We start from the raw sequence: 20276 nt of genomic DNA on the forward strand, positions 1-20276 counted from the left end.
TTATGGGATCATATCCGCCACTTAAATCACTGCCAGCGTTCGAGGCATCCATGCGCCTGAAAAGCTTTGCGCTGGCGGCGGATGAATTGAATGTCACGCCCGGTGCGGTGGGGCAGCAAATCCGCAAGCTTGAAGACTGGCTTGGCGTTGAACTGTTTACGCGCACAGTCCGCCAAATCACGCCAACGGCGGATGGCTTGGCTTATGCTGCGCGCATTGCCCCGGCCTTGCAGCAGATCCGAGATGCCAGCCATCAATTGCGCGACCAGTCAAATCATGCGGTGCGGTTCGTTATGCCGCCAAGCTTCGCGGCAAAATGGTTCTCCAAACGGATGTCGCGTTTTCTGATCGCCCATCCTGAAACCTCGCTTCATGTCGGATCATCGTCGGTGCTTTTGGATTTTGATCATGATCCGGTCGATCTGGCTGTGCGCTATTTCGATGGCGTCAATGAAAGTCTTGAAACCATATTGCTGTATCAAGGGCAGGCGGCAGCCTTTTGCGCGCCGTCCTATCGCGAAAGGTTGGGACTGAATAGCCCGGATGACCTTGCGCGGGCGACGTTGCTGAATGATATCCTGCATCCTTGGTGGGAAGAATGGCTGGGCCGGTTTTCAACCCTGACGACGCCCGACATTCGCGCCATAAAACGCGTGGAAATCGATCAGACATCCATGGCGATTGAGGCGGCAATTCATGGGCAGGGCGTCGTTCTGGCCAACCCGCTTCTGGCCGAAGAAGACATTTCCGAAGGCAAGCTGATCCACCTGTTTCCAGATCAGGTCGTTAAAGTGCCGTCAGGCTATTATCTGGTGTGGCCCAAGAACCGTGATCTGCGCGCACCGGTTAAGGAATTTCGCGACTGGCTGTTGGCAGAAGCAAGCGACCTTGGCATCAAATAACAAACCCCGGCCGAAAGGTTTCGAACGGGGTTGTAAAAGCGGTACGGCGCGGATTACAGATCGCGGTTCATGGTGTAGGTGCCCATGTAGCTCGCCTTGTCCAGAACATGGCCCTCGATCGCGGCAAGCGCATCCGGGCCGGTAAAGGGTTCTGGCAGGTCGATCTTGTCGGTATCAAGCGCATAGACCGTGAAATGATAGTGGTGAATGATCGAATCATTCCATGGCGGGCAGGGACCGTCATAGTCGCCGTAATCACCACCCATATCGGTATCGCCCGCAAACCAGTCGGTATAGTTGTTCAGGCCTGCCGTGCCATATGGCTTGGCGCCGGGCATCTTGCCCTTTGGCGTGACACCATTGGACGCGACACCTTCTTCAAGCTTTGTGATGCTGGCCGGGATATTGACCAGAACCCAGTGGTAGAAATCAACACGCGGCAGGCTTGCCGGGACTTCCTTACCTTCGATATTGACGTCCTCGCCCGATGACGGGACATCCGGGTCATGGCAGATCAGGGCGAAGGATTTGGTGCCTTCGGGAATGTCGCTCCAGGAAATGGCGGGACTGATATTGTCCGATGTTTCAAACCGACCCTCTGCCGGGATTTTGCCGAACGCGAACTTGGCGGGGATCGGCGCGCCGTCTTCCCATCCTTTGATGCTCAGTTTCATTGCTATGCCTTTCCTGTAATTGACATTTTTTGATGTGCTGGCTGTGTTCGATATAGCTCAGCATCAATGATGCGCAATGTCAAAGGTCGGTATTGCAGCACAACCCAACGAAAAAGCCCCGGCCAGACGACCGGGGCTTTAAAGCAGGCTTTGGTGTTTTGCTTAGTCCGCAAAGACGCGGGCAAAGATCGTGTCGACATGCTTGGTGTGGTAGCCAAGGTCAAACAGCGCTTCGAGCTTGTCCATCGGAATGCGGTTGGTGACGTCTTCGTCGGTTTTCAGAAGCGACAGAAGATCGCCTTCGCGGTTCCAGACTTTCATCGCGTTACGCTGAACGATGCGATACGAATCTTCGCGCGAAACGCCATACTGGGTCAGGGTCAGGAGAACGCGCTGCGAGAAGACCAGACCACCCATCTGGTTCAGGATCTCGTCCATGCGTTCCGGATAGACAACCAGGTTTTCAACAACGTTGGTCAAACGCATCAGGGCGAAATCAAGCGTAACGGTCGCATCCGGGCCAATGTTACGTTCGACCGAGCTGTGCGAAATGTCGCGCTCGTGCCACAGGGCAACGTTTTCCATTGCCGGGATGGCCATTGAACGCACCAGACGGGCAAGACCGGTCAGGTTTTCGGTCAGAACCGGGTTACGCTTGTGCGGCATCGCCGAGGAGCCTTTCTGCCCCTTGGAGAAGAATTCCTCAACTTCGCGAACTTCGGTGCGCTGCAGGTGGCGGATTTCGGTTGCCAGATGTTCGATCGACGATGCGATGACACCAAGGGCTGCGAAATAGGCGGCATGACGGTCACGCGGGATCACCTGGGTCGAAACCGGTTCCGGTTTCAGGCCAAGCTTGGCGGCAACATGTTCTTCAACACTCGGATCGATGTTGGCAAACGTGCCAACCGCGCCGGAAATTGCGCAGGTCGCGATTTCATCACGTGCAGCAACAAGGCGATCACGGTTACGTTTGAACTCCGCATAGAAGGTCGCAAGCTTCAGACCAAAGGTCACCGGCTCTGCGTGGATGCCGTGCGAACGGCCCATGCAAGGGACATCTTTGGTTTCATAGGCGCGCTTTTTAAGCGCTGCCAGAAGCTTGTCCATATCTTCAAGCAGAATGTCGGTTGCCTGGGCAAGCTGCACGTTAAAGCAGGTATCAAGAACGTCCGAGCTGGTCATGCCCTGGTGGACAAAGCGGGCTTCTTCGCCGACCTGTTCGGCCAGTTCGGTCAGAAACGCGATCACATCGTGTTTGACTTCGGCTTCGACGGTGTCAATGCGGTCGATGCGGTCCTGGGTATAGGGCTTGTCACCTTTTTCCCAGACAAGCTTGGCGGACTCAGCCGGGATAACACCCAGTTCAGCCAGTTTGTCAGCAGCGTGGGCTTCGATTTCGAACCAGATACGGAACTTGTTCGCCGGTTCCCAGATGGATGTCATCTGCGGACGGGAATAACGGGGGATCATGCGGTCGCCTCCGGGCAAGATGGTTGGGTGCCGGAAATAGATCTCGATGATCGGAATGCGTAGTTGATTGCACGATCACGGCGCCGGCACGCTTTCACGGGGTCGGATAGTCCATTCCGGGCAAATTGGCAACCCTGCAGACGGGTATAGCAGGATTGTGAGGGCGATTTTGCCACCGAGAAACTTGTTTAGGGTCTGTCCTGAGCCTAATCTTAGAAAAATAGCAACTTATTGAGAATATATCCTGTAAGCAGGCAGGATGTATCTTCTACGACGCGGTTAATCCGAATGCGAAGTGGGCAGAATTTTTATGGCGCGTGAACGCGACGGGGCTAAAAATCATCAGAAAGATGTGACACAGGTCCGCAATACAGACGCAAACTATCTGGCGGAACTGGTCGAACTGGGCATCGCCCTGTCGGCACAGCAGGGGCGCGAAGAGCTTAACCAGAAAATCCTGATGGCCGCGCGCAACTTCACCAATGCTGATGGTGGATCGCTTTATGTCGTCAATCAGGACGAAAGCGAACTTCATTTCCGTATCATGGTCAATGATACGCTTGAGACGTTCTTTGTCTCGGGCCGGGAAACCGAGAAACCATTCCCGCCCTTGCCGCTTTATGACGACGAAGGCCGCCCGAACTATGCCAATATCGCGACCTATGTCGCGCTGACGGGCAAGGCGATCAATATTGATGATGCCTATAGTGCCGAGGGATTTGATTTTACCGGCACCCGGGCATTTGATGCCAAAACTGGGTATCGGTCGAAATCCTTCCTGACCGTGCCGCTTAAAAACACCAGCGGCGTCGTGATCGGCGTTTTGCAGCTGATCAATGCGCGTGACGATGCGGGCAATGTGATTTCCTTTGATCCCGCGATTGAACCAATCATAAATGCGCTCGCCAGTCAGGCGGCGGTTGCGATTGAAAACAGCCGGTTGCTGGTGGCTCAGCGCGACCTGATGGAAAGCTTCGTCCGCGTGCTGGGTCAGGCGATTGATGCCAAATCGCCGCACACCGCAGGCCACTGTTCGCGTGTGCCGATCATAGCGCGCATGCTGGCCCAGGCGGCTGTGGATGACCGGGATGGCACCTTTTCCAATTTCTATCTGACAGATATGGAATGGTACGAGCTTGACCTGTCGGCTTGGCTTCATGATTGCGGTAAGATCGTCACCCCTGATCATGTGATGGAAAAAGCCACCAAGCTTGAAACCATCCATAACCGTATTCACGAAGTCCGCACGCGTTTTGAAGTGCTGCGTCGTGATGCCGAGATCGAGATGCTTAAACGCAAGCTTGATGGCGAGGACGCACTTCAGTGCGAGGCCGATTTTGCCCGCCGGGTGACCGAACTCGAAACCCAGTTTGCCATGGTCGCGGATGCCAATATTGGCGATACCGAACTTGATACCGACACCATCTTTGCCCTGCATGACATCGCAGAGCAGGAATGGACGCGGTATTTTGATCGCACCATCGGCTTGTCCTGGTCGGAACAACAGCGCCTTGATGATGCGAAACTGGCCGAACTACGTGCAACCGGCACTGAGAAGCTTTTGATGGATCGTGAAACCGACATCTATAACGGTTTTAACCGGGGCGAGCTCTATAACCTCTCGATCCCGCACGGCACTCTGACATCCGAAGAACGCCAGGTGATCAACGATCATGTCGTCATTACCCAGGATATGCTGGCCCAATTGCCATATCCCAAGGAACTGCAACGCATTCCCGATATTGCCGGAAATCATCACGAAAAAATGGACGGGTCCGGGTATCCGCGCGGGCTGACCGGCGATGATATGGGCATCCTCGAAAAGGTCATGGTGATTGCCGATGTGTTCGAGGCGCTAACAGCGGTGGATCGCCCCTATAAACGGCCGAAAACATTGTCTGAATGTATCTCGATCCTAGCCGATATGCGCGACAAGGGGCAGATCGACAGCGACCTGTTCGAGCTTTTCCTGACAAGCGGCACCTATCAGGAATACGGGCGCAAGTATTTGCGCGAAGATCAGCGTGACGAAGTCGATATCGCACAGTTCATCATCTCCAATCCGGACTAGTCAGCTTTCCGCGCACGGATCAAAAAAAAGACCGCCACAAGGGCGGTCTTAAAAGTTCGGGTGCAGTTTCTTCGGAGGCTCTTGTTGAACTAGATGCTGTCATGGAAGTGACAGGCAACTTCCTGACTGTCTGAAACGCGTTCCAGTACCGGTGGCTCCTGCGCGCATTTATCCTTGGCAAACGGGCAGCGGGTCCGGAACACGCATCCTGATGGCGGCGACAGCGGACTTGGCAGATCACCGGTCAGAACAATGCGTTCCTTGTTGCGCTCGATCTCGGGATCGGGGATTGGAACGGCGGAAATCAGGGCCTTGGTATAGGGGTGCCGTGGTGCGGCATAGATGCTGTCACGGTCCGCAAGTTCGGCGACATTGCCAAGATACAGCACCATGATGCGGTGACAGATGTGGCGGACAATCGACAGGTCATGGCTGATGAAAATCAGCGACAGGTCAAATTCCCGCTGCAATTCCTGCAACAGGTTGACGATCTGGGCCTGAATGGAAACATCAAGCGCCGAGACCGGCTCGTCACAGACAATCAGTTTGGGTTCCAGGATCATTGCGCGCGCAATGCCGATGCGCTGGCACTGACCACCGGAAAACTCATGCGGATACCGGTTGATCATTTGCGGCAACAGTCCAACGCGCGCCATCATGCGTTTGACCCGCGCCTTGATCTCTTCCTTGCCGAGTTCCGGCTTATGGGTGACCAGCGGTTCGGCAATGATTTCGCCAATCGTCATGCGCGGGTTCAGGCTGGCCAACGGATCCTGAAAAATGATCTGCAGGTCCCGACGCAAAGGCTGCATGTCACGATGTGGCGCGCCGACAATGTTCTTGCCAAGCCAGGCAACCTGACCATCGGTTGGCGGGATCAATTGCAGGATCGCACGGCCAAGCGTGGATTTGCCACAGCCGGACTCCCCGACAACACCAAGTGTCTCGCCGGGATAAAGATCGAAATTGACGCCATCCACGGCCTTGAGCTGCCGGTCAGGGGCAAACAGGCCCTTCGACGAGATCGGGAAATGAACCTTGAGATCGCGGACCGACAGGATTGGTGATGCGTCTTTTTTAGCGGATTTGTTCATCACGCTCATTTGTCATCCTCCCGGAAACAGGCGCTGGCCCGGCCATTGCCAAATTCCCTCAAAAGCGGGCGTTCCGCACAGCAGCGATCAAACACATATTCGCAACGTTCCTGATAAGCGCAGCCTTTTGGAAGGTTTTGCAAGTTTGGCGGCTGGCCGGGAATGGCAAACAGGCTTTCCTCATCGGCGCGATCAATCCTTGGCATCGATTTCAGAAGGCCTTCGGTATAGGGATGATGACTGTCGTAATAGATGTCGCTGACCGATCCGGTTTCGACAACACGCCCGCCATACATCACCATCACCCGGTCACAAAGACCCGCCACCACGCCCAGATCATGGGTGATCATTACGGTCGCTGTGTTGAAGTCCGTTTGCAGATCGCGCAACAGATCAAGGATCTGTGCCTGCACCGTCACATCAAGGGCGGTGGTCGGTTCATCGGCAATTAGAACTTCCGGGTCACATAACAGCGCCATGGCGATCATGACACGCTGGCGCATGCCCCCGGAAAACTCATGCGGATACATGTGAACGCGTTGGGCCGCGCCTGGAATTCCGACACGATCAAGCATGGTGATTGCGCGCGCCAAGGCGTCGCTTTCAGACATGCCACGATGTTCGACCAGAACTTCCGTCATCTGCCGGGAGATTTTCAGAAACGGGTTCAGTGATGTCATCGGATCCTGAAAGATCATCGACATCGACACACCGCGAATTTTGTTCAATTCGCGGGGCTGCAGATTGAGGATTTCCTTGTCCTTGTATCGGACCGAACCGGTGGATGCGCCGTTTTTGGCAAGCAATCCCATCAGCGACAGGAAAATCTGCGTCTTGCCCGATCCGGACTCCCCGACAACACCAAGCGTCTCGCCCGGATCGATGTGGAAATTGACGTTATTGACGGCCTCGACCTCGCCATCCGGGGTCTGAAAGCGCGTGGTCAGGTTTTCGACAGTCAGAATATGATTTGTGGTCATGGTTTTTCCTTGCCCTCCCTTACCTGTCTTTCGGATCAAGCGCATCGCGCAGACCGTCACCGATGAAGTTAAAACAGAACAGGGTGAGTGCCAGGAACACCGCCGGATAGATCAGCATCCATGTTGATGCCTCGATCACCTTGGCCCCTTCGGAAATCAGAACGCCCCAACTTGTCAGCGGCTCCTGTACCCCCAGTCCAAGGAAGGACAGGAAGCTTTCGGTCAGGATCACCTGCGGGATGGTCAGGGTCATATAGACAATGACCGGACCCAGCACGTTGGGAATGATGTGGCGGAAAATGATCTTGAAGTTCGAAACACCCGTTGCGTGGGCGGCTTCGATAAATTCGCGCCGACGTAGCGACAATGTCTGACCGCGGACAATACGTGCCATGGTCAACCATTCAACCGCGCCAAGCGCAACAAATATCAGGAAGATGTTTCGGCCAAATACCACCATCAACATGATGACAAAGAACATGAAGGGCAGGGAATAAAGCACATCGACAAACCGCATCATGATGCTGTCGATCTTGCCGCCAAAATATCCGGCAACTGCGCCGTACGTAACGCCGATGATCAGCGAAACCGTGGTGGCGAGAAGCCCGACCGCAAGCGATACGCGCGCGCCATAAAGCACCCGGATAAACAGATCGCGTCCATTGCCATCGGTGCCAAAGATGTGGCCGTTTTCCCAGTTCGGACCTTCCTGGATATAGCCCCAGTCGATCTGGTCATAGGCATAGGGGCTCAGAAGCGGGGCAAAGATTGCGAGTAACGTAATAATGCCCAGAATGATCATGGAGCCGACAGCCGCCTTGTTGCGGAACAACCGGATACGGGCATCGCGCCACAGGCTGCGACCTTCGATTTCTTCGGCCGCGCCGGCTGATTGCAGCAGAGCTGTTTTTTCAGATTTATTCATTATCAGCGTGACTTCAGTTTGGGATCAAGAAGGCCGTAAATTATATCGACCAGGAAATTCAGCAGAATGATCATCACCGCATAGACAATCACCACCCCCATCACGAGCGGGTAGTCACGGTTCAACGCTGCCTTGATAAAATAGGTCCCGATACCGGGCACGCCAAAGATGCTTTCGATCACGACCGAGCCGGTCATGACGGCCGCTGTTGCCGGACCAAGATAGGAAACAACCGGTAACAGTGCGCCCTTTATGGCGTGGCGATTAACGACAAGCGTCTCGCGAAGGCCCTTGGCGCGTGCGGTTCGGATGTAATTCGAATGCAGAACCTCGACCATCGACCCACGCGTCAGACGTGCAATATAGGCAATCTGGGGCAGGGCAAGTGCGATGATCGGAAGGATTTTATATTCAAGTTCCCCATCCCCCCAGCCAGCGGTCGGAAGGATCGACAGATAAAGCCCGAATACCAGCGACAATAGCGGCGCCATGACAAAGTTCGGAATGGCGATGCCGATCATGGCAACACCCATGACAACGAAATCAACCGCGCTGTTTTGTCGAATGGCGGCATAGGTGCCAAACGCGACGCCAAACACAAGCGCAATGGCAATCGCACTCAGGCCCAGCTGCATCGAGGCAGGGGCACCTGCCATGATCAGTTCGGCAACGGAAAAGTCGCGGATTTTAATTGATGGTCCGAAATCGCCCTGGAAAAGCTTGCCGATATAGATCGCGTATTGTTCGACCAGCGGCTTATCAAGGTCATAGGCAGCCTTGATGTTCTTTTCGATTTCCGGCGGCAATGCGCGTTCCTGATCGAACGGGCCGCCCGGTGCGATACGCATCATGAAGAAGGCGACTGTGATCACGATGAACAATGTCGGGATCGCGATCAGCAGGCGCCGAATGGCGTAAGATAACATTTTCTCTCATCCCCGTCGGGGTGGTCACAGGCTGCGGGCGGGAGGAACACCACACAGCCTGCGACACGAAGGCAGGATTTACTCGGCGATGTCGAGCCAGCGGGTCAGATGACGATCCGGGGCGTTGTCGATCCAGCCCTTGATCTTTGGTGAGACCAGCTGTTTCGAGACATAGTAGTAAATCGGGATGTAGGGCTGTGCCTCCATCATGATGGCTTCTGCGCTATGCATCAGTTCTGCACGCTTTTTCAGGTCGCCTTCATTCTCGGCGGCCAGCATCAATTCGTTGTAGCGCGGGTTATCGAACGCTGCATAGTTCAGCGGGCCGGTGCGTTCCTCGCCGAGGAACAGGAAGTTCTGAGCATCGTTGTAATCGGCAATCCAGCCAGCACGCGCGACTTCAAAGTCACCAACTTTCAGGTCGGCATAGTGGATTTTACCTTCGGTGTTAAACAGCTCTGCATCGACGCCGATCTGTTTCCACATGTTTTGAACCGCAATCGCGATGCGTTTGTGGTTTTCAGATGTGTTGTAACGCAGCGTGAATTTAAGCGGATTTTCAGCGGTATAACCAGCTGCTTCCATCAGTTTCTTGGCTTCGGCGACCTTGTCACCATAAGAAAGGTCTTTCCATGAAACATATGCAGGCTCGGTATAGTTACCGGTTCCCGGCGGAACAAAGGAATAAGCCGGAAGTTCGCCGGTTTTCAGAACCGCGTCGGTGATTGCTTCGCGGTTGATCGCAAGCGACAGTGCCTTGCGGACGTTCGGATCCTGGAATTTCTCTTTGTCGCTACGCACGGCGTAGTAATAGATGCCGGCATAAGGCGCGATGCGCAGGCTGTCGGCCAAATTGTCACGCAGCCAGGAAATCTGTTCGGATGCGATGTCGCGCGCAACGTCCAGTTCTTCTGCGCGGAAACGGTTCTGCATCGCCGTGCGATCTTCGTAGGTGTAATAGATCACCTCGTCGATCGGAACGTTTGCAGCGTCATAGAATTCTTCGTTCTTGACCAGTTTGGTGTGAACGTTTGGCACCCATTCGACAAGTTTATAGGCGCCGTTCACAACGATATTTTCCGGCTTTACCCAATCCTTGCCATATTTTTCAACGACATGACGCGGAATGGCGAAAGCGGTCTGGTGGGTCAACTGTGCCAGGAAGTAGGGGGCAGGTGCGGTCAGTTTAACTTCGAGGGTATGGTCATCAATGGCCTTGGCTGCGAGTTTCGCGCCATCCTTGCCAGTGTTAACTTCCTCGGCACCTTCGATGATGTACAGCAGGGATGCGTATTCCGCGCCCAGTGCCGGATCAAGAAGACGTTCCCAGCCGGCGATAAAGTCCTGTGCCGTAACCGGGGTGCCATCCGACCAGTTATGGTCGCGGATTTTGAAGGTGTAAGTCATCCCGTCTTCGGAAACGGTCCAGCTTTCGGCTGCACCGGGAACCGGTTGGCCATCCGGCCCATATGTCAGAAGGCCCAGCGACATATCATCGGAGATTCGGCTGGTCTGGATGGTAGAGATGAAATGCGGATCCATTGACTGCGGTTCGCCGTCGTTACCAATTCGCAGGATCTTCTCGGCCTGCGCCTGGCTGGTCGACAACATCGTCATCGAACCGGCAATCAAGGCGGTACCCAACACAAAAGCACGTGAGGATTTTAACAACCCGTTCACGAGACCTTTTGCAGTCATCGCGTTGTCTGACATCTAAAATGTCTCCCTTGTCATTTTGATTTTTCGTTACGTACCTCCCAGAAAGTACGTACGTGAAAATACTGATCCGGGTATGCGCTTACTGCAAGGCAGATTCTACACAACGGGGAAGATAGATTAATGCTTGCGCGGGAAAACGTTTTCAATCGTTAATTGTTGTGCATATGGGGATTTATGTCGAATTTGTTACGGTGTTTGGCATTCTTAACACCAATCGTCCGAAAACCGTCAGGACGGTATGGTTTCAGTGGATGATCGCGCAAAAGTGGTGGTCTGTGCTGACACCGTTCCCATTCGACCGTCTCGCACATCACAAGATGCGAGCGAATCGCAAGAAACCCGGCCCATATGGCGGTCACAGGACGGATTTGAAAACAGCAGATATTTGACAGGGAACTCTTTTGCAGACCCGGTGGCGATCTGATCGCGATTTTACGAACGCGTGGAACCTATCAAGAATATGGGTGAAAATAAGCGCGTGAAGAACAGTGCGATCAAGGCGATATTGCATAGATCAGGCTGCTTTGATCGAAGTGCCTCCATCCATCTTGCTGAGGCCCTTCAAGTAAGTCTTGGTTGCAGCGTGCCTGATAGTCGCGTATTTCCGTAGAGTTCGTTAGCGGCCCTTGCGTTCTGCTCGGCCAAGCATATCCCACCAACAGAAACCGCCACTGAAGGCGCAGGAATGATTGAAACATTCGACATTCTTTTTCTGATCGTTTCGGTTCTTGGCGTATCGCAGGCGATTTTCCTGATTGTCCTGTTGATGGACGAAGGAAAGCGTTCTTTTCGCGCCAATCGCTGGCTCATGGTGTTCGGATTTTCGGTCGGTATGAGTTTTATCGACGATACGTTCGACCCGTTCATCAGTCCGATTGTGAACTTGTATCTTGTGCCGGTTTTTGCGCCTTTCTTTTTTGCCTTTATACCGTCGATATATTTGTATTTTCGGGAAGTTTCCGGCAGTCCTGTTTCCCGGCCCTATCGGCATTTTCTGGTATTAATCCCGGTGACCGCAGCGATCGGGCTTATGGTTTACCTAAAAAGCACGCGGATGGTCGCCAATCAGGATCATGTGCGTGATGTAGGGTTGCAGATTGCGTTTTCATCGCAAGGGCTTGCCAATTTGGTTCTCCTGGCGATTGTAATCCTGTTTTGCGTGTCGTTTGTCGGTTACATGGCTGGGATATGGCGGCTCGCGCGGCGTTATTTGCGACAAGCCAATTGGCAACTCCAGGCCGACAGTGAACGAATGCGTCGCTGGATTATCGAACTTCTTGTCGGGATGACGGTGTTGTTTACCGTCTTCACCTTGACCAACCTTTTGGATATGTTTGTCTTTCGCGCGGAATGGCTGTCGCTTGGTGTCAAGGTGGGGTTTGTGGTTGTGTTCTTCCGCATGTGTCAGGTTATCGCGCAGAACCCGGCGATCTTTGTGCAAGCGGAAACCGAAGACGGCGCCCAGGACAATCTGCCTGAACGTCAGGAAACCGGCCAAGGGACCGACGCCCAACAGACCCCGATGTTGCGTGCAATTGTTGATGACCCCGGTATCGACCGTATTCGCACCCGCCTTGCAAGGATCGTCGCAGACCGCGATGTGATGCTTGATCCACTGCTCACCATGCCGAAACTGGCTTCTGCTGTCGGGGCAACGCCCAATCAGCTTTCCTTTGTCTTGAACCAGCATCTGGGCAAAAGCTTCTTTGATTTCGTTAATGAAGTCCGGGTTGAAGAGGCTTCTCGCCTGTTGATCGAGGAACCAAATCGCACGATCCTCGATATCGCAACCGAGGTCGGCTTCAATTCGAAATCGACCTTCAATCAGGCGTTCAAGAAAATCACCGGTCATACACCAAGTAACTATCGTCAGCACAATTTCGCAAAATCAAATAGTTAAGGCGTATGAATGCGCATTCGTACCTGTTTGGTGCGGATTGTAAGTACAAGGCTATAAAACCGGACGCCTTCCTTCGCACGCTCGGGCAATGTCGAGACATCAACAACACAATTGGGATGTTTAGACATTATGGTATCGCATTTTTGTTCTCGTCGTTTGGGGGATGCAATGGTGCTGGGCGGACTTGGCATCTGTACGGCAGCCATCATCATCATGCTTGCCAGCAGCGCGCACGCCCAGACGGCAACGCCTGGACAAAGGGAAATCATCCGCGAACAGGTCAATCCGCAGACCGAAGACCCACTTAAACCCTGGCTTGGTGGCAATTGGCAGATCGGTGCCTTCGGCCAGATCAGCAGCAATCCCTATCGCGGGGCCGATAGTACAGATTTAGACGCGCTTCCGGTATTGGCCTATGATGCCGAACGTCTTCGTATCGGTATTGACGGCATTGATGCCAAAGTCTGGATGAATGATTTTGCCAGTATTTCGGTCATTGGCGGACTTCGTATGGAGCCATTTGATCCGGGTGACTCAAGCTATCTGAACGGGCTTGAAAAACGCGATATGGCATACGAAGCCGGTATCGGCGGATCGCTGCGTGTTTGGCACGGCGAGCTTCAGGCAAGCTATCAGACCGATCTCAATGATGCTCATGGCGGGCATGAGGTGGATGTTGCTTATTACCTGCCAACCGAATACGAGAAGTTCAGCTTCAATGTCGGCGGTGGTGTGACCTGGCAAAGCGAAGACCTGGTTGATTACAATGTTGGCGTGCGTCGTAATGAAGTGCGCAGTGATCGTGGCTTCTATTCCCCCGACGCCACCTTTATCCCGCATCTTGATTTCAGTGTGACCTATCCGGTGACCGAAAGTTTTGCCGTCGTTGGGACCACCGACGTTAAATTCCTGCTCGACGAATATACCGACAGTCCGATCATTGATGAGGACTATGTGCTCAGTGCTGGTCTGGTGCTGGTTTACACCTTCTGACCCTGAACCGTCTCCCTGTCATCATCTTACCTCGAACTTGTCGGCAAGCAATCAGGCTTTGCCGACGAGACGGACCGGCATCCCCCACTATTGCAACCAACTGCCGGTCCGTTACCTTTTTCCGCGATTTTTTTTGTTCCCGGTCGGTGGCGGGTATCGGGATAGCAGCCAGTTTCACCCTGATACCTTCATTTGCAGCAAATCCCATTTGTTGCCATAGAGGTCCTCAAACACGGCGACCATGCCATAGGGCTCATCGCGGGGAGCTTCAAGAAAATGAACCCCTGCATCAACCATGCGTTTGTGATCGCGCTCAAAGTCATCTGTGTTCAGGAAAAAGCCAACCCGACCGCCGGTTTGATTGCCAATCGCGCTGACTTGGTCGTCATTGCCTGCCTTCGCCAGCAAAACACGTGTTTCACGAGCTCCCTTCGGGGAGACCACCACCCACCGTTTCCCGCAGCCCATGTCGGTATCTTCAATCAACTCAAAGCCGACTTTTTCGGTGTAAAATGCGATGGCTTCGTCATAGTCGCGTACGACAAGGGCGAACAAACCGATATGTGGCATGGCTATCTCGTGGTGGGAAATGGATCGGGGATGGCAGCTATATCAGGCCAAGCGTCTTAAAGGAATTATATCCGGCACGGCTGATGATGATGTGATCATGAACCGTGATTTCCATCGCCTTGGCGGCATCGATAATCTTGCGGGTCATGTCGATGTCACCCTTTGACGGGGTGGCATCGCCGCTTGGATGGTTGTGCACCAGAATAAGGGCCGAGGCATGCAGTTCAAGCGCACGCTTGATGACTTCGCGCGGATAAACCGGCGTGTGATCGACCGTACCGCGTTGATGGCATTCATCGGCAATCAGCCGGTTCTTGCGATCAAGAAACAGCAGATGCAGTTCCTCGTTCTTAAGGTGCCCGATCCGGGCCCGGCAATAATCAATCAGCTGTTCCCAGCTGGCGATGACCGGTAATTCCATGGCCCGTTCACGTGATAGATGCAGGGCACTGGCCTCGGCAATCTTGATGGCGGCAATTCCGGCATCCCCAAGGCCCTTGGCGGTTTTAAGGTCTTCGGGGCGGGCGGCCAGAACATTGGCAAAGCTGCCAAATTGCGCGATCAGCGATTTTGCCAGTGGTTTGACATCCCCACGCGGCATCGCCATGCACAGCATCAGTTCAAGCAACTCGTAATCGGCAAGTGCGGTGGCACCCCCCTTGATAAACCGATCACGCAGCCGTTGGCGATGGCCGTGATAATGGGGTTTTGCGGATTTGGATTTTTCGGCGTCCACTGCGTCGGTGCCGGATGCGCCAAGCGTGCCCGATACATGCGCTGTGCGGGCCTGATCAAAAAAGACCCGCGTGCCATCATCAATTTCCGATGAGGTTTTTTGGGCAGGAGTAGAAGCAGCTTTGCGATCCTGTTTTTCGCTCAAATCTGCTTCCCCTTGTTAGGTGCCCGTTACTCGGCAGCTTTGCTGAGATCGTAGGGCGGCTTTTCCAGACCGGCGGGGGATCGGGTAAATACTTCAAACCCGTCTTCCGTCACGCCGAGCGAATGTTCAAACTGTGCCGACAGTTTGCGGTCTCGCGTTACGGCTGTCCAGCCATCGGGCAAAATTTTACACGCATAGGTTCCCTGATTGATCATCGGCTCAATCGTAAAGATCATGCCGGGCTCAAGCACCAGACCTTCGCCCGGCTTGCCGTAATGCAGGATATTTGGCGCATCATGGAATACTTGACCAAGCCCGTGACCGCAGAAATCACGCACGACTGAAAAACGCTCGCTTTCGGCATAGGACTGAATGGCATGGCCGATATCGCCAAGGGTTGCCCCGGGTTTGACGGCATTGATCCCGCGCCAAAGCGCCTCATAGGTCACATCGACAAGACGCTGCGCCATGACTTTGGGCGTGCCTGCAATATACATGCGCGATGTATCGCCATACCAGCCATCAAGAATGACGGTGACATCAATATTCATGATGTCGCCATTGGCGAGTTTCTTATCACCGGGAATACCATGGCAGACCACATGGTTGATTGAGGTACAGGTCGATTTCGGAAAACCGCGATAGCCAAGGCAGGCCGAGATCGCATTATGGTCACGGATATATTCATCACACAGGCGATCAAGCTCACCGGTGGTGACACCCGGAACCACATGCGGGGTAATCATATCAAGCACTTCTGCTGCCAGCTTGCCAGCGGCGCGCATGCCTTCAAATGCTTCGGGGCCGTGAATTTTAACTGTTCCGTTCGCCACCCGAAAATCTCCTTAAACTCGGCAATATCTATGTTCGATGTATAGCCCAATGACATAAAGCCACCGGCCAGAATTGGCAAGGATTGGCTGATATGCGCGGGGTTTGATGCTTATAAGCCGGTGATCGGTAATGTGTCGCGCACCGTCACCGCACTGGTATCAATCGAACAATCATAGGCAATCGCCTCAACCCCGTTGGCACGCGCAGCCTTGAACCGTTCACCGTAATGCGGGTCAATGTCGGTGGCCAAGGTAAAGCGATCACAATCGGTGCGTTGTATCAGGTAAAACATCACCGCCCGGTGGCCGTCGGCAACCATATCGGCCATTTCATCAAGGTGCTTTGCACCGCGTGCGGTGACGGCATCGGGGAATTCGGCAAGACCTGGAACGTTTTCATCGCGTTTGAGGTGGACGTTTTTGACCTCGACATAACATAGGCCCTTGTCCGGATCAGACAGCAAAATGTCGATCCGCGAATTCTTGCCGTATTTGACCTCGCGCTTGAGGCTTTCATAGCCCGCCAGTTCGGGAATTTTCCCGGCAAGGATTGCTTCTTCGACAATGGCATTCGGGTGCGCGGTATTGATGCCGACCCATGCATCGCCGATCTGGCAAAGCTCCCAGCTATATTTCAGTTTGCGTTTGGGATTGTCTGATTGCGACAGCCAGACATCAATCCCCGGCTCCTTCAGCCCGATCATCCCGCCCGGATTGGCGCAATGGGCCGTGATCACGTCGCCATTATCAAGTTCGACATCGGCGAGAAACCGTTTGTACCGTTTGATCAGCTTGCCGTGGATCAGGGGTTGGGGAAGTTGCATGTCAAATCTTTCGCAAATCTGTCCTGACAGAAATTGTCATGTGACGGGCGTTATCAGACTGCCAATTTCGCGGCAAACAGGTCATACATCAACCCCTTGAAGTCACAACCCTTTCACGGAGCCATCATGCGTCAAAGCCTGCGCGATAAAATCATTGCTGTTTGCGACAAGAAAATCGCGCAAAAGGGGCCGGATGTCGGCCTGTCATTCTATGCGTTCTTTGCCAATCGCAATGATGACCCGGACACATTGATGGAGGCCGCGACTTGGTGGATCAAGACCCACGAGCTTGATCACTTTGAAAAGGCCACCAAGATCCGCGAGATGGTATCCGCAGGGAAGTGATCCCGGCTTGATCCGGCTTTATTGCTTCTTCGCGTCATCACCCAGAAAATCAACCAGGCTGACCTGACCCGTTCCACGGCGCAGCGGCTTGGGCTGGCTTTCATCCGGGGCCCAGGCGGTTAGATAGATCACCTGAAACTTGGCATGGATGCGGCCATCAGGGCGCGCATGGCGTTCGTGATAAATTGCTGCCGCCCGCGCAAGGGTGCTGCGTTTGGTGAACTTTTTGGATCGTTTGGCAATCAGGTTGCTTTCGCCCATCCCCGACAAATCCCGCATCAGTTTCAGCGCGTCCGGGTAATCGATATAGATATCATCGGCATCGACGACGGGCAGGGCAAAGCCACTGCGCTGTAAAAGCGCCCCGGCATCCTTGACGTCGACAAACGGCGATACGCGCGGGGATACGCCACCTTCTTCCTCGGCCTCCGCCGTCATCAGGGCTTCGCGCAAGTCCTTGAGCGTCTCACCGCCGAGCAGGCAAGCCAGAAACAACCCGTCAGGTTTCAGGGCGCGGCGTGCCTGTAACAGCATGCCCGGCAGATCATTGACCCAATGAAGTGACAGGTTGGACAGGATCAGATCAAGCGATCCTTCGGCAAAGGGCAGGAATTCCTCGTCCGCGACCAGCGTGCCTTTGCCGTTATTGGCCTGTGCGGTCGTGGCATAGCCCCGCGAAATGTCGCTTTGATACAGCGTTTCGATGCCACCGCGTGTGCCAATGATTTGGCCTAATTCGCCGCTGTGACAGCCAAGATCGACCGCCAGCGGAAATGTGCGCGTGGTGTCATCAAGGCGATCGGCAAGGCGTTCGGCCGTTTCAGCAAACAGGAAGTTAAAGTCCTGTGCCTTGGTCGCCGCACGGTCGCGGCGCAGTTTCAGGATGTCTCGATCAAAGACGGTGATCGGATCGGCCATGGGGCGGGAAGCTCCGGCTAAAATCGTTATAAAAGTTACGATCTAGATAGAGCTTTGATCCCGCCCTTGCAATCGAAGAACCAGAAATCCATGCAGCCTATATCGACAGAACCAGTGGCGTTGGTTCGCCATCTTCCGGTTCGGCAGGGACAGCGCAACAGATCAACGCTTCGTCCGGGCTGACTTTTGCGCTGGGCCGGTTTTTATAGGTAACCCTGCCCTGGGTGATTTTGGTGCGGCATGTGCCGCAATTCCCGCCCCGACAACTTGCCTCAGGCGTGAGGCCAGCATCCTCGGCCAGTTCGAGCAACGTCTTGTTTGCATCCGGTTGCCAGACGGCCGACTGGTTTGATTGGGCGAATTCGACCTTGGTGGGCTTGCTGCTTGCACGGGGCAGTTCGGGAACGTCGTCATCGCTGTCCCGGCTGCGGGTTAATGACGCGGGGCCAAATGCCTCTGCGTGAATGCGCTTGTCGGCGATATTCAGCCCGCGCAGCCCGTCATAAAGACCTTGCATGAAGGGCGGTGGACCACACAGGTAAAAGTCAAAATCATCAAACGGCAAAACGGCCCGCAACAGGTTCATGTCGATATAACCCGATGCTTCGTAATCCTTGCGGGCTGTTGCGCCATCGGGATCACCAAGAACCCGGATGATCCTGATGTTGCCCTGGGCGGCTTTGACCAGTTCGACAATTTCCGCATCAAAGGCACGGTCAGTAATGCTCCGTGCTGCATAAAACAGCCAGATCTGGCGGAAATTGCGTGTGCGCAATCCCTCGTAAACCGCATGGCGCATCATCGACATCATGGGCGTAATGCCAATCCCGCCTGCCATTAAAACCATCGGTCGTTTGATATCCGGCAGCAGGAAAAAATCACCAGCAGGGGCGCGTGCCTCAAGCGTGTCGCCAACATTCAAGTTGTCATGAAGATGGCCGGATACCACGCCTTCGCGTTTCACACTGATGCGATAGTGCACATCTGATGGTGCGCTGGAAAGTGTATAGGTTCGGATCAACGGTTTGTCATGGCCCGCCACGTTCACCCGGATTGGCAAATGCTGACCGGGGTTGAATGACACCACGCCACCCTGATCAGCCGGTTCGAGGTGGAAGGATTTGATCAGATGGTTTTCTTCTGTAATCCGCACCACTTTGAACGAGCGCCATTGTTGCGCGGCGCTCATCGCGGCAAGCTTCTTCTCGGCACTTTCCCAATCCCCGGTCAGAAGGCTGTTGGGGGACATGCCTTCTTCCTGCGGGCGCCAGCGAATTGGCAATGCTGATGCCCGCCAGACTGTTTTGCGCGGGAAAACACGCCACAGCCGTTCAGCACCCTTGAAGGCACCGATTTCCGGACCTTCGGTGATGACTTCAGCGTCACCGGTAATTTGCAGGACATCACCGGTCGCAAAATCGGTAAAGATTAGACCGGCCTTGGGATTGCACAGGATATTGCCCAGCGTATTGAAAAACTGGTTTCCGGCGAAATCAGGAATTGTCAGCGTGCCATCAGTATCAACATGGACAAAGCCGGGCTTGCCACCACGATGAGATGCATCAACTTCGCGATGCCCGCCGTCACGATCAACATAGGTCGCAACGAAAAAGGTATCGGCCTTAGCAATCAGCGCTCGCGCCCGGTCATCAAGTTTGCGGGATGTTTCGGGTTTGGATGTCGGTGTAGACATCGGGTCGCGGACAAATTCGAAATCACGCAGGCGGATATATTGCGGGCAGTTGCCAAAGCTGTGCCCGACCCGAATTTCAAATTTTGTATCGGTCTGTGCGGTAATGCGTCCATTTAGCCGGTTGCGGCGGCGCGTATGCAATTCGATGCCGATCATGCCAATCGGCTTGCCGTCGCCCATCCCGGCATCGGCAGGGTCATCGGCATCGCGCGGCAAATTGACGGACAGGTGATAGGGATCAGATGCCGACAGGAACCCGGGATGATTGGCGCGCAAGGTCGCCCAGACATCATCGTTCTCGTCGACAGTTCCGAACACGGCAAAGGGCAGCTGCGGATAAAACTGGCGATGTTGATCGATCAGGTGATCACGCAGAACACGTTTTCCGACATCCGCCATTAGTTGGCGGACACCCACACGTTCCTGCATCTCGATTTCACCTTGGTGCCAGGCCTCACTGTCTTTTTGGTTCATCACTGGTGTGGATGTTGCGGTGTTGGCCGTGTTCATCTCGTGCTCCTGTCCATAGGAAAGAGGTATCGAGGCGGGGCAAATT

General features: G+C 54.2%; 18 protein-coding genes. 5 read left to right on the forward strand and 13 right to left on the reverse strand.

The window, feature by feature from the left end:
• Nucleotides 1–902 (forward strand): LysR substrate-binding domain-containing protein (locus B3Z49_RS02230; RefSeq protein ID WP_296987973.1); only part of this gene is annotated, 902 nt, incomplete at its 5' end.
• Between the two features lie 53 nt (nt 903–955).
• Here the strand turns inward: B3Z49_RS02230 and B3Z49_RS02235 are convergent.
• The gene (locus B3Z49_RS02235; RefSeq protein ID WP_296987975.1) at nt 956–1576 is read right to left on the reverse strand and encodes a YbhB/YbcL family Raf kinase inhibitor-like protein; all 621 of its coding nucleotides are present in this window, start codon (nt 1574–1576) and stop codon (nt 956–958) included.
• A 162-nt stretch (nt 1577–1738) separates the two neighbouring features.
• Nucleotides 1739–3049, reverse strand: coding sequence for an adenylosuccinate lyase (gene purB / locus B3Z49_RS02240; RefSeq protein WP_064779510.1), 1311 nt, complete (start codon nt 3047–3049; stop codon nt 1739–1741).
• Between the two features lie 310 nt (nt 3050–3359).
• On the opposite strand from purB, the gene B3Z49_RS02245 reads away from it, so the two are divergent.
• Nucleotides 3360–5120, forward strand: coding sequence for an HD family phosphohydrolase (locus tag B3Z49_RS02245; RefSeq protein WP_296987976.1), 1761 nt, complete (start codon nt 3360–3362; stop codon nt 5118–5120).
• An 89-nt stretch (nt 5121–5209) separates the two neighbouring features.
• On the opposite strand, the gene B3Z49_RS02250 is transcribed toward B3Z49_RS02245, so the two are convergent.
• From B3Z49_RS02250 to B3Z49_RS02270, 5 genes are all read right to left on the reverse strand, one after another.
• A complete protein-coding gene (locus B3Z49_RS02250; protein ID WP_296987978.1) occupies nt 5210–6223 on the reverse strand; it encodes an ABC transporter ATP-binding protein in 1014 nt (337 codons plus the stop codon).
• Nucleotides 6220–7194, reverse strand: a complete 975-nt coding sequence (locus B3Z49_RS02255) for an ABC transporter ATP-binding protein (protein ID WP_296987979.1) — start codon at nt 7192–7194, stop codon at nt 6220–6222. Before B3Z49_RS02255 ends, B3Z49_RS02250 begins: the two co-directional genes overlap by 4 nt.
• 19 nt (nt 7195–7213) lie before the next feature.
• Nucleotides 7214–8119 (reverse strand): oligopeptide ABC transporter permease OppC, encoded by a 906-nt coding sequence (gene oppC / locus B3Z49_RS02260; protein ID WP_120224564.1) that lies wholly within the window; start codon nt 8117–8119, stop codon nt 7214–7216.
• A gap of 2 nt (nt 8120–8121) precedes the next feature.
• Nucleotides 8122–9045 carry an oligopeptide ABC transporter permease OppB gene (gene oppB / locus B3Z49_RS02265; RefSeq protein WP_296987984.1) on the reverse strand — a complete coding sequence of 308 codons (924 nt, stop codon included), beginning with the start codon at nt 9043–9045 and terminating at the stop codon, nt 8122–8124.
• Nucleotides 9046–9123: 78 nt separating this feature from the next.
• Nucleotides 9124–10758 carry a peptide ABC transporter substrate-binding protein gene (locus B3Z49_RS02270; protein ID WP_063088938.1) on the reverse strand — a complete coding sequence of 545 codons (1635 nt, stop codon included), beginning with the start codon at nt 10756–10758 and terminating at the stop codon, nt 9124–9126.
• 691 nt (nt 10759–11449) lie between these two features.
• On the opposite strand from B3Z49_RS02270, the gene B3Z49_RS02275 reads away from it, so the two are divergent.
• Together B3Z49_RS02275 and B3Z49_RS02280 are read left to right on the forward strand one after the other, a co-directional pair.
• Nucleotides 11450–12664 (forward strand): AraC family transcriptional regulator, encoded by a 1215-nt coding sequence (locus B3Z49_RS02275; RefSeq protein ID WP_296987985.1) that lies wholly within the window; start codon nt 11450–11452, stop codon nt 12662–12664.
• 129 nt (nt 12665–12793) lie between these two features.
• Complete coding sequence (locus B3Z49_RS02280; protein WP_296987986.1) at nt 12794–13657, forward strand: MipA/OmpV family protein; 864 nt, start codon at nt 12794–12796, stop codon at nt 13655–13657.
• A 174-nt stretch (nt 13658–13831) separates the two neighbouring features.
• On the opposite strand, the gene B3Z49_RS02285 is transcribed toward B3Z49_RS02280, so the two are convergent.
• The 4 genes from B3Z49_RS02285 to sfsA all read right to left on the reverse strand — a co-directional run bounded on the left by B3Z49_RS02285 (nt 13832) and on the right by sfsA (nt 16764).
• Nucleotides 13832–14227, reverse strand: a complete 396-nt coding sequence (locus B3Z49_RS02285) for a VOC family protein (protein WP_296987988.1) — start codon at nt 14225–14227, stop codon at nt 13832–13834.
• 37 nt (nt 14228–14264) lie between these two features.
• Entirely contained in the window at nt 14265–15107 is an 843-nt protein-coding gene (gene radC, locus B3Z49_RS02290) for a RadC family protein (RefSeq protein WP_296987989.1), read from the reverse strand.
• Nucleotides 15108–15133: 26 nt separating this feature from the next.
• Nucleotides 15134–15940, reverse strand: coding sequence for a type I methionyl aminopeptidase (gene map, locus B3Z49_RS02295; RefSeq protein ID WP_197145513.1), 807 nt, complete (start codon nt 15938–15940; stop codon nt 15134–15136).
• Between the two features lie 110 nt (nt 15941–16050).
• Nucleotides 16051–16764, reverse strand: a complete 714-nt coding sequence (sfsA, locus tag B3Z49_RS02300; RefSeq protein WP_296987994.1) for a DNA/RNA nuclease SfsA — start codon at nt 16762–16764, stop codon at nt 16051–16053.
• A gap of 126 nt (nt 16765–16890) precedes the next feature.
• Between sfsA and B3Z49_RS02305 the strand changes: the two genes are divergently transcribed.
• Nucleotides 16891–17109, forward strand: a complete 219-nt coding sequence (locus B3Z49_RS02305; protein ID WP_296987996.1) for a DUF6500 family protein — start codon at nt 16891–16893, stop codon at nt 17107–17109.
• An 18-nt stretch (nt 17110–17127) separates the two neighbouring features.
• Here the strand turns inward: B3Z49_RS02305 and B3Z49_RS02310 are convergent, their stop codons facing one another.
• Together B3Z49_RS02310 and B3Z49_RS02315 are read right to left on the reverse strand one after the other, a co-directional pair.
• Nucleotides 17128–18027, reverse strand: coding sequence for a methyltransferase domain-containing protein (locus B3Z49_RS02310; RefSeq protein WP_296987998.1), 900 nt, complete (start codon nt 18025–18027; stop codon nt 17128–17130).
• Nucleotides 18028–18124: 97 nt separating this feature from the next.
• Nucleotides 18125–20230: a pyridoxamine 5'-phosphate oxidase family protein gene (locus tag B3Z49_RS02315; protein WP_296987999.1), complete on the reverse strand. Its 2106-nt coding sequence runs from the start codon at nt 20228–20230 to the stop codon at nt 18125–18127.
• Nucleotides 20231–20276: the final 46 nt, after the last annotated feature.

Source organism: Thalassospira sp. UBA1131, assembly GCF_002311515.1.
Classification (GTDB): domain Bacteria; phylum Pseudomonadota; class Alphaproteobacteria; order Rhodospirillales; family Thalassospiraceae; genus Thalassospira.